General features: G+C 63.1%; 9 protein-coding genes. 4 read left to right on the top strand and 5 right to left on the bottom strand.

Annotated elements, in window-relative coordinates; genetic code table 11:
* The first annotated feature begins 230 nt into the window (after positions 1-230).
* A complete protein-coding gene (locus KUV41_RS16335) occupies positions 231-1208 on the top strand; it encodes an NADPH:quinone reductase (RefSeq protein ID WP_206943491.1) in 978 nt (325 codons plus the stop codon).
* A gap of 72 nt (positions 1209-1280) precedes the next feature.
* On the opposite strand, the gene KUV41_RS16340 is transcribed toward KUV41_RS16335, so the two are convergent.
* Positions 1281-2198: a MurR/RpiR family transcriptional regulator gene (locus KUV41_RS16340; RefSeq protein ID WP_222163634.1), complete on the bottom strand. Its 918-nt coding sequence runs from the start codon at positions 2196-2198 to the stop codon at positions 1281-1283.
* 312 nt (positions 2199-2510) lie between these two features.
* Here KUV41_RS16340 and KUV41_RS16345 point away from each other — a divergent pair, with 312 nt between their 5' ends.
* The 3 genes from KUV41_RS16345 to KUV41_RS16355 all read left to right on the top strand — a co-directional run bounded on the left by KUV41_RS16345 (position 2511) and on the right by KUV41_RS16355 (position 6600).
* A complete protein-coding gene (locus tag KUV41_RS16345) occupies positions 2511-3854 on the top strand; it encodes an aspartate aminotransferase family protein (RefSeq protein ID WP_222486775.1) in 1344 nt (447 codons plus the stop codon).
* Positions 3855-3916: 62 nt separating this feature from the next.
* The gene (locus KUV41_RS16350; RefSeq protein ID WP_206943485.1) at positions 3917-4483 is read left to right on the top strand and encodes a carboxymuconolactone decarboxylase family protein; all 567 of its coding nucleotides are present in this window, start codon (positions 3917-3919) and stop codon (positions 4481-4483) included.
* Between the two features lie 86 nt (positions 4484-4569).
* Positions 4570-6600 carry an SLC13 family permease gene (locus tag KUV41_RS16355; RefSeq protein ID WP_222486776.1) on the top strand — a complete coding sequence of 677 codons (2031 nt, stop codon included), beginning with the start codon at positions 4570-4572 and terminating at the stop codon, positions 6598-6600.
* A gap of 77 nt (positions 6601-6677) precedes the next feature.
* Here the strand turns inward: KUV41_RS16355 and KUV41_RS16360 are convergent, their stop codons facing one another.
* The 4 genes from KUV41_RS16360 to betI form a co-directional block, all read right to left on the bottom strand.
* Positions 6678-9128 (bottom strand): acyl-CoA dehydrogenase, encoded by a 2451-nt coding sequence (locus tag KUV41_RS16360; RefSeq protein WP_222486777.1) that lies wholly within the window; start codon positions 9126-9128, stop codon positions 6678-6680.
* Positions 9129-9355: 227 nt separating this feature from the next.
* On the bottom strand, positions 9356-11113 hold the full coding sequence (betA, locus tag KUV41_RS16365) for a choline dehydrogenase (protein ID WP_261396085.1): 1758 nt from the start codon (positions 11111-11113) through the stop codon (positions 9356-9358).
* Between the two features lie 157 nt (positions 11114-11270).
* Positions 11271-12740, bottom strand: a complete 1470-nt coding sequence (betB, locus tag KUV41_RS16370; protein WP_222486778.1) for a betaine-aldehyde dehydrogenase — start codon at positions 12738-12740, stop codon at positions 11271-11273.
* 170 nt (positions 12741-12910) lie between these two features.
* Positions 12911-13507, bottom strand: coding sequence for a transcriptional regulator BetI (gene betI / locus KUV41_RS16375; protein ID WP_206943477.1), 597 nt, complete (start codon positions 13505-13507; stop codon positions 12911-12913).
* Positions 13508-13744 lie beyond the last annotated feature (237 nt).

Raw genomic sequence — 13744 nt, forward strand, 5'->3', positions numbered from 1 at the left:
GTATGCATTATAATGTCGATAATGTATACAGTTTGATGAGTGTCGATAACATCTATTGTCTTGTCAAGGCGAAGTGAGAGCGGCGCTTCGCTTTGCCCACACAACCTGGTGTGGGGTGTACCCTCAAATGCCGCCCGGCAGAGGAAGATGGAAGACATTGGGCTTGACCCCACTCGCGCATAGCGCTTGACTGGGCGTACATCCCGTTAGCAGTGTAAGGAATCTTTTCCATGGCCAAGCGGATTCAGTTCGCTCGTACCGGTGGTTCAGACGTACTGGAACTGGTGGATACGCCCACGTCGGCCCCCGGACCGGGTGAAGTGCGCGTTGCCAACGAGGCGGTCGGCCTCAACTTCATCGATATCTATTTTCGTACCGGACTCTACCCGGCGCCATCGCTACCCTCTGGGCTTGGCACCGAAGGGGCAGGCGTGATCGATGCCGTGGGTGAAGGCGTCGAGCATTTGCAGGTCGGGGATCGCGTGGCCTATGCCCAGGGGCCTCTGGGCGCCTACGCTGAGTTGCATACCCTGCCGGCCGACAAGGTCGTGGCCTTGCCCGAAGGCATCAGCTGCGAGACCGCCGCCGGGGCCATGCTGAAGGGCCTGACCGTGCAGTACCTGCTGCGCCAGACCTATCCGCTGCAGGGCGGCGAAACCATTCTGTTCCATGCCGCCGCCGGTGGCGTGGGTTCCATTGCCTGCCAATGGGCGAAGGCGCTTGGGGTCAAGCTCATCGGTACGGTCAGCTCCGACGAGAAGGCTGAGCTTGCCAAGCGTAACGGCGCCTGGGCCACCATCGACTACACCAAGGAAGACGTGGTGGAGCGTGTGCGTGAGTTGACGGGCGGTGCCATGGTCGACGTGGTCTATGACAGCGTTGGCAAGGACACTTGGGAGACGTCGCTCGACTGTCTGAAACCGCGAGGCTTGATGGTCAGCTTCGGCAACGCCTCGGGGCCGGTGGAAGGCGTCAATATTGGCATCCTCAACCAGAAGGGCGCGCTGTATGTGACGCGTCCCAGCCTCAATGGCTACGCGGATACGCCTGAGCGGCTGCAGGACATGGCGGATGAGCTGTTCGATATGATCGAGAGCGGCCAGGTGAAGATTGATGTGGCCCAGCGTTTCTCGCTGGCAGAGGCGGGCAAGGCCCAGGACGCGCTGGCCTCACGCAAGACAACCGGCTCGACGGTGCTGCTGCCCTGAGAGTCCCTCGCGCTTGACGGCGATCGTCGGGCGCAGGCAGCGAGTCCGCGTGGCGGGCTCGCTGGTCCAGCACTATAGTGATGCACCCAACTCTCGGATCATCTTTTCTCGTCGTCTCAGCGCGGCCAGTCCTTCATGGCCGAGTCGGTCTGCCACCTCAGTCAGTAGCCCTTGCGCCAACAGGAAGAAGGCGCCCATGGCGTTGGAAAAGAACAGGCTGTCGTTGGGTACCAGGAAGCGGTGTTCTGCGACCCGTGACAGCGGTGACGATTCGCTGTCTGTCAGCGCAATGATCCGGATACCTGCCTTTGCCGCTACCTTCGCGGTTTCCAGCACGCTGGTGGTGTAGGGAAAGCAACTGACCACGACCAGCACGTCACCCGCGTCCAGTTGAGCAAGGGCATCGGCCACTCCCTGTCGCCCCGCATCGAGCTCGGCTGCGTCGGCACGTAGCATGCCCAATCCATAGGCCATGAACTGCGCAAGCGAAGCAAACTGGCGCTGGCCGTGGATTCTCACCCTGGGTCCTGTGGCCAGCAGCTCGACGACAGCGTCATAGGTGCCCGCTTCCAGCTGGTGCAACAGCGCGGCAAAGTTCGCGCTTTCCTGGCGGCCCAGACGTGCCAGTCGCGCCACGCCCTTGCCCTCGTCCTGGTCCGTCGACAGCTTCGCAGCGAGGTCGCTGTAGAAATGCTCCCCGCCGTCGGCCACCTCGCGACGAAAGACCCCTTGCAGCTCGCCGAACCCGTCGAACCCCAGTCGCTGGGCAAGACGTGTCAGCGTGGATGGATTCACGTCGAGGCGCTGCGCCAGTTCGCTGATCGATGCCACCGCAGTGGACTGAGGGCTCTCGATCAGTGCCGTCAATACGGCCAGTGAGCGCCGCCCAAGACGCAGCGAGGAATGCCCCTCACGGATGCTCTCGGCGAGACGTTGAAGGTCAGCAAGATGGCGAGGCACCGGCGCGTTAGCAGGGGGAGAGGACGGCATCTTGGCTCCTTGTCTGAAACATTCGGCGATAGAGGCCATGTGAAAACAGCTGCTTATCTTGCCAGCTATCTCAGAAGACGCGTAGAGAAGGCGAGCTTTTGCAAATAATGCATTGAAACAATCTGAAAAGCATTTAATATTTGCATTTGTTGTTGGCGGTGATGATGTCGATGCCGCCCAGCCACTCGACCAGCGCCTGATCCTGAGCTCGTGCTCACCAGCAGATGTCTCGGTCAGATGCCCTGGCCGCCTCGACGCACGTGATCCGCCGTACCTTCTACCTGCCATGGGCCAACCACCCCGGGAGCCAGCATGAGCCGCGTCTTTCATCGCCATCTCACTTCTACCTACCCCACCGCGGTGGCCGGGGATGGTCCCTACCTCATTGATGCCAGTGGCAAGCGTTATCTGGATGCCAGCGGCGGGGCGGCAGTGTCCTGCCTGGGCCACAGCGATACCCAGGTGCAGCAGGCCATCGCTGAACAGGTCTCCAGGATGGCCTACGCTCATTCCAGCTTTTTCACCTCAGAACCGATGGAAGCGCTGGCCGATTTTCTGGTAGAGCGAGCCCCTGAGGGTATCGCCAGCGTGTACTTTGTCTCCGGCGGTTCCGAGGCGGTAGAGGCAGCATTGAAGATGGCGCGTCAGTACTTCCTCGAGATCGGCCAGCCGGAGCGTACCCAGGTCATCGCTCGTCGACAGAGCTACCACGGCAACACCTTGGGAGCCCTGGCCGCCGGGGGTAATGCCTGGCGTCGCCAACCGTTCGAACCGCTGCTCAGCGAGACGACACATGTCAGCCCCTGCTATGCCTACCGCGGCAAACAGGCGGGAGAGAGCGACATCGCCTATGGCGAGCGCCTGGCACAAGAGCTCGAGCAGACCATCGCTCAGCTCGGCGCCGAGCGTGTCATGGCATTCGTGGCAGAGCCTGTCGTCGGGGCTACGCTCGGCGCGGTGACCGCCGTGCCTGGCTACTTCCAGCGAGTCCGCGAGATCTGTGATCGTCACGGCATCCTGTTGATTCTGGATGAGGTGATGTGTGGCATGGGACGCACAGGCTCGCTGTTTGCCTGCGAGCAGGAGGGGATCAGCCCGGATATCGTCACCATTGCCAAGGGATTGGGAGGTGGCTACCAGCCGATTGGTGCGACGCTGGTAAGCCAGCGAATTCGCGACGCCATTGCCGAGGGGTCAGGCTTCTTTCAGCATGGGCATACCTACATTGGCCACGCCACGGCATGTGCCGGGGCTCTTGCTGTCCAGCGCAGTATCGAGGACCGTGGATTGCTTGAACGGGTGCGTCACCAGGGCGAAGGCTTGCAGCGCCGTCTGCTGGAGCGCTTTGGCGATCATCCCCAGGTGGGTGATGTGCGGGGCCGTGGCCTGTTCCTTGGCCTGGAGCTGGTCGCTGACCGTGAGACCCAGGCACCGTTCCCGGCAGAGCGTCGACTGAATGCACGGATCAAGTCGGCTGCGATGTCCCAGGGGTTGATGTGCTACCCGGCGGGGGGCACCCTCGACGGTCGGCGCGGTGATCATGTACTGCTGGCCCCTCCCTATATTGTCGAAGACAGGCACCTGGATGAGATCGTCGACAAGCTTGAGGCCGCCATCGACACAGCGCTGGTCGAATGCCTTGCCGGTGGTGCCTAGGCGTCGGCTGCGCGCTGTGGTGCTCACCCACTGTACCCAAGACCCCATTTGAGGAAACCAAGATGTCCATCCGATCCCGCCTGCCGGAGCTCACCGATGCCAGCATGACCGATGAGCAACGGCGCGTGCTGTCCGACATCCTCAGCGGACCGCGCGGCAACCTGGACGGCCCGTTTCTCGCCTGGGTGCATAGCCCGGAGCTGGCCGACAACGCCCAGCGTCTTGGGGCCTTCTGCCGCTATGGGACACGTCTGCCACTGCGCTTGACGGAGCTTGCCATCCTGGCAACCGCTGCGTGGTGGAAGTCCCAGGCCGAGTGGCAGATTCATGCTCCCATCGCGCTGGAGGCCGGTCTCTCCCCGGCAGTCGTAGAGGCACTGCGCGAGGGCCGGCAGCCGCCCTTCGAGGATCCCCAGGAGGCGCTGGTGCACCGCTTGGCCTACCAGCTCTACGACACCCGCCGTGTGGATGAATCCACCTACCGTGAGGCGGTGGAGGCGTTTGGCGAAGAGGCCGTAGTGGAGCTGGTAGGAGTGCTGGGGTACTACGCGCTGGTGGCGATGACGCTGAATGTGTTCGAGGTGCGTCGAGGCCAACAGCCCCTGCCTTTTGAGGAACCTGCTACGTAACCCACTGATGTAGGCTACTCTCAATCAGCGTTTCGCTGGACACTGATGCAGTGTTTCGTAGTGCTCTGACCATGGAGGAGGCCGACATGGATGACAGTCTTCTGGTGTTTGTGGTGCTTGGGCTGACGCTGGCGGCCTTTGTATGGGGGCGCTGGCGCTTCGACCTGGTGGCTCTGGCATCACTCCTTGCGTCAGTGGTGTTGGGGCTGGTTCCGGCTGACGACGCCTTTACCGGCTTCGGCCACCCGGCGGTGATTACCGTGGTGGCGGTACTGGTGCTTTCCAGGGGCTTCGAGCACGCAGGCGTGGTCGACGTGATCTCCGCCCAGGTCCTCAAGGTTGGAGATCGCCTGTTCCTGCAGTTGCTGGCGTTGACGGGGCTGGTCACGCTGTTGTCCGGCTTCATGAACAATGTCGGTGCGCTGGCACTGCTGTTGCCGGTAGCGCTGAGGCTCTCCCGGGAACACGATACCTCTCCGTCCATCTTGCTGATGCCCCTGGCGTTCGGGTCACTGCTGGGCGGTCTGACCACGCTGATCGGCACGCCGCCCAACATCATCATCTCCAGCTATCGCGCCTCGCTCTCGGGTGAGCGATTCGCCATGTTCGACTTCTTGCCCGTGGGCGGAGCCGTGGCCCTGACCGGAGTTGCCTTCATTGTTCTGCTGGGATGGCGACTGGTGCCACGGCGCACTGGCCAGGCCAGCCGGGATGCCATGTTCGATACCGCTCACTACCTGGTCGAAGTGCGGGTCGGGGCGGATGCCAAGGCGCTGGGCTGGTCGTTGCACAAGCTCAGGCGCAAGCTGGACGACAACGTGCCGGTGCTGGCGCTGGTACGTGATGGGCGGCGCTATGCCGGCCATTCCTTTTATGGGGTACTGCGACAAGACGATATCCTGCTGCTCGAGGCGGGCCCCGACGAACTGAAGGCGCTTGAGGATCAGGCCGGATTGCGCGTTGGTCTGGCGCCGAGCGATGTGCCTACCCCAGAGGGCGACGACCTGCCAGAGGGCGCCGAAAGCGACGACCTGCCAGACGGCGGCGACGACAACCGTGAGACAGCTTCTCTGGCGCAGCGCACGCGACATCTGCTCAGCCAGGACGAGGAAGCCATCGAGCGTCGCCAGACCCTGGACCGGGCGCGGGATGATGTCGGTAGTGACGAGGAAGGGACGCAGAGGGGAGCTCACTCGGGCAACTCGGCACAGCAAGACGAGGCAGAAGAGGACAGCCGCAAGGAGCGCTCCGAGGACGAGGACCTTCATCTGATCGAGGCCATTGTGCGCAATGACGCCGCGATCAGCGGTCGCACCGCGGCGGAGCTGCGCTTGCACCATCAATACGGGCTACACCTGGTGGCGGTGGCCAGGGATGGTGGAAGGCTGCAGCAGCGGCTCAGGGATATCCGCTTCCGCCCCGGTGATGTGCTGTTGCTGCAGGGCGATCCGGAGGGACTGGGTGAGAGCCTGACGGTACTGGGCTGCCTGCCCTTGGCGGATCGTCGGCTGACGCTGGGGCAGCCGCGTCAGCTGGCCCTGTCCATCGGCATCTTCGTGGCGGCCATCATGGCCATGCTGTTTGATCTGCTGCCGGCGGCGGTGGCGCTGTCCCTGGCCGCCCTGGTGACCCTGGTGGTCGGGGTACTGCCCCTGCGAGAGGGCTACCGGGCCATCGATGGTCCGGTGATCGTACTGCTGGGAGCGATGATACCGGTGGGGCAGTCGCTGGAAACCAGCGGTGGCGCTCAGTTGATTGCGGACACGCTGTTGGGGTGGGGCAGCCAATGGCCACCCTTGCTGGTGCTCGCAGGGTTGTTCATGGTCAGTACCTTGCTCTCCAACGTCATCAACAATGCCGCAGCGGCGCTGCTGATGGCGCCGATTGCTGCCAGCCTGGCCAACGGATTCGGGCTGTCACTCGACCCCTTCCTGATGATCGTGGCGATCAGCGCCTCCTGCGCCTTCCTCACTCCCATCGGTCACCAGTCGAATACCCTGGTGATGGGCCCAGCGGGATACCACTTCAGCGACTACTGGCGTCTTGGCTTGCCGCTGACGCTGGTGGTGATGCTGGTCGCGATACCACTCATCATGCTGGTATGGCCGCTGAAGTAGGGGCCACAGGGAAGATGCTCTTCACAACGACAACGCCCGGCGATTGCCGGGCGTTGTGGTGATGCAGTGCCGATGACTCAGGCGGTCGCGTTGTGCAGGTTGACCTTGTCCTTGTCGGTGACAAAGGCATCGAAGGCAAAGTCGTCCACGCTGAGCATATCCAGCACCTCGGCCTCACGCTTGCGCATGAAATCGGCGTCGTCTTCGTTGATCAATCCTTCGGCCAGTGCGGCTTCCAGACGCTCTTCCGGATGCAGGGCCTGCACCGGCAACTTGCGTTTGGCATAGGCGCGATTGATCTGGCGATACAGCGCCTCGGCGCGGTCCTGGGTCTCCAGCAGGGCGTTGTAGCGCGCCACTGGGTTGTCCTGCACCTGGTCGTTGCTGTCCCAGGCGCCCTGAAGCAGCTTCTTGCGCAGCGCCGAGCCCGTGGAAACGGACCTGGCAATGGCCCGGGCAAGATCGTCGTGAGGACGGGCCCAGCGCCGCCCCAGCGGCATGACCAGCACCTTCAATGTCTTGCCCAGGGCCTTGTTCGGCAAGTTGTCGAATACCTCGACAAAGGCGGTCTCGGCGCGGTTGAGCAGGAAGCGGCAGGCGTAGTGCATCAGCTCGGCTTCGCCTTCGACCTTGTCGCCCTCATGCCACTGCTTGATCACCATGCTGACCAGGTAGAGGTTGGACAGCACGTCACCGAGTCGTGCCGACAGCATTTCTCGCTGCTTGAGTTCGGCTCCCAGGCTTGCCATGGCCGCATCCGCGCACAGGCTGAAGCCAGCGGAAAGACGGCAGACCTCCTTGGCGTAGGGCCCAGCGACGTCATCGAAGGGGTTGGCAGGCTTGCCCAGGCCAAGTCCCATGGAGAAGGCGCGTGCCGCGTTGCCGAAGATCAGGCCGGCATGGCGGAAGAAGGCGCGATCGAAGGCCTTTGCATCGTCAGCATCCTTGGCCGCCAGCTCTTCAAGCACGTAGGGATGGCAGCGGATGGCACCCTGTCCAAACACCATCAGGTTGCGGGTCATGATGTTGGCGCCTTCCACCGTGATGGCCACCGGGTTCGCGCTGTAGCCAATGCCCAGATAGTTGCGCGGGCCCAGGGTGACGGCCTTGCCGCCATGAATGTCCATGGCATCGGCGAGAATGTCTCGCTGGAACTCGGTCAGCTGGCTCTTGAGGATGGTGGAGGGCACGGCCGGTGCATGACCGTGGTCGATCGTGTTGGCGGTCTGGTAGACCGCTGCCTGGGCGATGTAGGCCTTGGCGGTGAGGCGTGCCAGGGGCTCCTGGATGCCTTCCATCTCGGCCACCGGCACGTTGAACTGGCGGCGAATGCGGGCAAAGCCGCCAGCCCAGCCAATGGCGTAGCGTCCCGTGCCCGTGGCGCCGGAGGGCAGGGTGATGCAGCGACCCACCGACAGACATTCGATCAACATGCGCCAGCCTTCACCCGCCATGTCCGGGCCACCAATGATGGTATCCAGCGGGACAAACACATCCTTGCCGCGGATCGGGCCATTCATGAAGGGGCTACCGATGGGGTGGTGGCGGCGACCGATGTCCATGCCGTCCGTGTCTCGTGGCACCAGGGCACAGGTGATACCCAGATCTTCCTTGTCGCCCAGCAGGTGGTCCGGGTCGAACATGCGGAAGGCCAGGCCAACCACGGTGGCGATGGGCGCCAGGGTGATCCAGCGCTTGTTGAAAGTCAGGCGCAGGCCAAGCACCTCCTTGCCGTCGACTTCCTTCTTGCACACGATGCCGACGTCCGGCAGCGACGTGGCGTCAGAGCCGGCACGGGGGCCGGTCAGGCCGAAACAGGGGATCTCGCGTCCATCGGCCAGGCGCGGCAGGTAATGATCTTTCTGTTCCTGGGTGCCGTACTTGAGCAGCAGTTCGCCGGGACCTAGGGAGTTGGGCACGCCCACGGTGGACATCAGCGTCTCATTGACGGCCAGCTTCTGCAGTACCGCAGACTGTGCCTTGGCAGAGAAGCCGAGGCCGCCATACTGCTTGGGAATGATCATGCCGAAGAAGCGTTCCTTCTTCAGGTAGTCCCACAGCTCCGGGGGCAGGTCGGCGCGCTCGCGGGCAATGTCCCAGGCGTTGCACATGCCGGCGGCGACGGTGCACTGATGGTCGATGAAGGCACGTTCCTCGTCGCTAAGGCCATCGTCCTTGAAGTCGAGCAGGCGCTGCCAGTCGGGGCGGCCGGAGAACAGCTCCCCATCCCAGGCCACACTGCCTGCCTCCAGCGCGGTGCGCTCGGTGTCAGAGACCTTGGGCGCGACCTTCTTGAACATGGCGAACAGGCGCGGCGAGAGCCAGTGGCGGCGCAGTGCGGGCAGGCCACACGCGGCGATCACGGCAGCGCTGATCAACAGCAGCACGCCGACGACTTCGGCATCGAGCAGTAGACCGACGATACCCAGTACCGCAGGCAGAGCGGTCGCGGGGGCAGACCCTGCTTCACGGTGGGCGATGGCGATCAGGCCAACGACCGTGAAGACGAGCAGGAGCAGGCTGAGCATGGAGAGTCTCCTTGGCTGGCGATAGAGGCAGAGTGTTGCCGGTGATTGGAATAAAACGCCTGTTTGAATTCTTGCAGATTAGCCCATCGACTGGCAACCAGCCACTGAAAACGCCTGGTCTTGCACCATGGTCGAATCAAACGTCTCTGAGCTGCACAAAAAAGCCCTGTGATGAACACAGGGCCAGGGGGATGACGTCGACATGCTGCGTGTGGCAGCGGGCTTCGCTAGCCAGTAGGTGTCGAGCCGTCGGTGCCTGCTGCAAGGCGGCGCTCACCCTGGGTCGGGTGGGCGTCCTCGAGCCGGCGCTGCGGGGTGGCCTGGGCAGGGGCACCGTTGGCCACGTAATAGGGCGCGTCGCTCGGCGGCAGTGTCTGCTGGCCACGAATCTTGTCGGCCATTCGCTCTGCCAGCATGATCGTCGGCGCATTGAGGTTGCCAGTGGGAATCACCGGGAACAGCGAGGCGTCTACCACGCGCAGGCGTTCCACCCCGTGCACGCGACCTGCGCCATCTACCACGCAGTCGTCGCCATCTCCCATCCGGCAGGTGCCGCAGGGGTGGTAGGCGGTCTCGGCGTGCTGGCGCACGAAGGCGTCGAGTTCCTCGTCGGTGTTGACGTCCGGTCCCGGAGAGATCTCACGACCGCGATATTCGTCCATGGCCGGCTGGGCGATGATCTCACGGGTCAGGCGAATGGCGTCGCGGAACTCTTCCCAGTCCTTCTCGGTGGACATGTAGTTGAACAGGATGGACGGCGCCGCCTTGGGATCAAGAGAGGTCAAGCGCACGCGGCCCTCGCTTTCCGAGCGCATGGAACCGACGTGGGCCTGGAAGCCGTGGGCCTGTACCGCACTCTTGCCGTTATAGCTGATCGCGATGGGCAGGAAGTGGTACTGCAGGTTGGGCCAGGCTTCCTCCTGGCTGGTACGAATGAACCCGGCTGCCTCGAACTGATTGCTGGCGCCGATGCCGGTGCCCTTGAACATCCATTCTGCGCCGATGGCTGGCTGGTTGTACCACTTCAACGCCGGGTAGAGGGAGATCGGCTTCTTGCACTCATACTGGATGTACATCTCCAGGTGGTCCTGCAGATGGGCACCGACGTTGTCATTGACCTGAACGGCCTCGATACCCAGCTCCTCGAGCAGGTCGGCCGGTCCGATGCCGGAGCGCTGCAGGATCTGCGGCGAGGCGATGGCGCCGGCACACAGCAGCACTTCGCGACGGATGCGCACCTGCTGGTCCTGGCCCTTGCGCTGATAGCGTACCCCGACCGCGCGCTTGCCCTCGAACAGGATCACATCGGTGGTCGCGCGGGTTTCGATGGTCAGGTTGGGACGCTGCTTGGCTTCATCGAGATAGCCCCTGGCGGTGGAGGCGCGACGGCCATTGGGGGTGACGAAACGGTCCATGGGACCGAAGCCTTCCTGCTGGTAGCCGTTGACGTCTTCAGTGGCCGGGTAGCCCGCCTGTTGGCCTGCCTTTATAAAGGCGTGATAAAGCGGATTGTTGCCTTCCTTCGGCGTGGTCACGCTGACCGGGCCATCGCCACCATGATAGTCGTTGGGGCCGATGTCACGGGTCTCGGCCTTGCGGAAGTAGGGAAGGCAGTTGGCATAGTGCCAGTCTTCCAGCCCGGCACGCTGGGCCCAGCCGTCATAGTCCAGGGCATTGCCACGGATGTAGCACATGCCGTTGATCAGCGAGGAGCCGCCCAGGCCCTTGCCGCGACCGCACTCCATGCGGCGATTGTCCATGTGCGGCTCAGGGTCCGTTTCAAACGCCCAGTTGTAGCGCTTGCCCTGCAGCGGATAGGCCAGCGCGGCGGGCATCTGGGTGCGAAAGTCGAAGCGGTGATCCTTGCCGCCTGCTTCAAGCAGCAGCACCTGGACGTCAGGATCTTCTGTCAGGCGAGTCGCAAGAACGTTGCCGGCTGAGCCGGCGCCAATGATGACGTAGTCGTATTCACGATGCTGTGGCATGAAACGCCTCCCGGGAGAATAAGTGAGATGTCGGGGGCAGGCGCGACGCGGTGTCGGATGGTCCGGAGGGCGAGCCATCAAGAGAAAGGGCAGGGGGTTCCGCGCAAGCCTGTCACATGGGGTCGGGGTGGGGGCCCCGACCCTGGATGTGGTGAGGTTAGAAAACCGACTCGAAGGGTCCCATCTCGACCTGGACCGACTTGGTCTGGGTGTAGTGGGCCAGTGTCTCGATACCGTTTTCACGACCGACACCCGATTGCTTGTAGCCGCCGACCGGCATTTCGGCCGGCGACTCGCCCCAGGTGTTGATCCAGCAGATGCCGGCTTCAAGGCAGTGGATCATGCGGTGTGCGCGGTTGAGGCTTTCGGTAAAGACACCCGCCGCCAGGCCATAGGTGGTGGCGTTGGCACGCTGGAGCACTTCTTCTTCGCTATCAAAGCCGAGCACGGACATGACCGGGCCGAAAATCTCTTCGCGGACGATGCGCATATCGTCGGTGCAGTCGGTGAACACTGTTGGCGCCGCCCAGGCACCCTTGGCCCAGTCACCCTGGTCCCAGGTCTCGCCACCGGCCAACACACGAGCGCCTTCCTGCTGGCCCAGGGCGATGTACGACAGGACCTTCTGCTGATGCTCGAAGCTGACCAGCGGGCCGAAGTTCACGGCCGGATCCATCGGATCGCCCGCCTTGATGCGCGCTACCCGAGTCGCCAGGCGCGCCTCGAAGTCCGCCTTGATGGCGTTATCGACAAAGACCCGCGTGCCGTTGGTGCAGATCTGGCCGCTGGAGTAGAAGTTGGCCATCATGGCGGCGTCGGCCGCCCGGTCCAGGTCCGCATCACGACATACGATCAACGGTGACTTGCCACCCAGCTCCATGGTCACGTCCTTGAGGCTGGAAGCCGCCGAGGCAGACATGACCTTCTTGCCGGTGCCGACCTCGCCAGTGAAGGACACCTTGGCGATGTCAGGATGGCCGGTAATCGCCTGGCCCACCTCAGCCTCGCCATGGACGACGTTGAAGACGCCATCCGGCAGGCCGGCTTCGGTGAACACCTCGGCCAGGATCATGGTGGTCAGCGGGGTGACTTCGCTGGGCTTGAAGACCACCGCGTTGCCGGCGGCGAGGGCAGGGGCTGACTTCCAGCAGGCAATCTGGATCGGGTAGTTCCATGCGCCGATGGAACCGATCACGCCAAGCGGCTCGCGACGGGTGTAGACGAAGCTGTCTTCGCGCAGCGGAATCTGGCTGCCTTCGATGGCGGCGGCCAGGCCTGCGTAGTACTCCAGCACGTCGGCACCGGTGACGATGTCGACCGTGGACGTCTCGCTGAAGGGCTTGCCCGTGTTACGGGTCTCGAGTTCCGCGATCTCATCGTTGCGCTCACGCAGCAGGGCCACGGCGCGGTTGAGAATGCGGCCTCGCTCCATGCCGGACATGGCGCCCCAGACCTTCTGGCCTTGCTGGGCGGCAGCCACGGCGGCATCCACGTCGGCGTCGCTGGCCACCTGGACGTCTGCCAGGTGGCTACCGTCGTAGGGGTTTGTGACGCTGAACGTCTCGTTGGAGGTGGCGTCTGTCAGACGGCCATTGATATAGAGCTTCTGGGTGTCGAGCGTTGCCATGACATCCTCCTATGGTGAGAGCGAGCTAATAAGGTGAAGGGGTGATCGCGGACGGCGCCGTCGAGTGTGCCCTGACGTTGAGGCGCATGCCTCGCACGGTGATGGGGCATCCCTTGATCCAGGCTAGGCTTTCTGCAGATGGTGGCAGGCGGCCTGATCAAGTGGATGCGCTACGTTCTGGCCGCCTGGTCCAGTAGACGATGCAGGTACTCCCGCGCCAATTCACGCGCCTGGCGGGTGTCCAGCCCCTCGGGCGAGAGGGTACCGCGAAGCCACAGGCCGTCGATCATGGCGGCCATGCCGTTGGCGGCGCGCTGTGCCTCGTCACGGGGCATCAGACGTTTGAACTGGTAGCAGAGGTTGGCGTAAAGCCGGCGATCGTTGATCTTCTGCAGGCGCTGCAGGTCGGCCTTGTGCATCGAGTTGGCCCAGAAGGCGAGCCAGGTGCCGGCCGCGCGAGCGTTGGTCTGGGATGAGTCAAAGTTGCCATCGATGATGGCTTCCAGATGCGCTCTTGGGCTGTTGTCGGAGAGGGCTTTGCGACGTGCAGCGACCGCGTCGCCCAGGTCGTGCTGAATCTGCCGCATGGTAGCTTCGAGCAGGCCGTCCTTGCCGCCAAAATAGTGGCTGATGATGCCAGCAGACACGCCCGCGTGACGTGCGATACGCATCACGGTGGCATCCGCCAGGCCGACCTCATGGATAGCGGCCATGGTGGCTTGTATCAGCTGTTGCCTGCGGATTGGCTCCATTCCTACCTTGGGCATGACAGACCTCTCTACCACTGCCTCACGAGCCTTCAGGTGCTCGAGAGTTGAAACGGTGACTTGCTCCTCGAGGTGTCCCCGAGGTTAGGATGTAGAGAGTATGCCTTTTATTGATTGGACGTTCAATCAAAATCTGGTCGATTCAACGGCACCGTTGTGAACAGGCCACCATACTGCAACCGATAATCCGAATAAGGAGTGCATCATGACGACCCCGACGATTCCCGCTCTGTCCGT

This window comes from Halomonas sp. DP8Y7-1 (genome assembly GCF_019801685.1).
Lineage (GTDB): Bacteria > Pseudomonadota > Gammaproteobacteria > Pseudomonadales > Halomonadaceae > Halomonas > Halomonas litopenaei_A.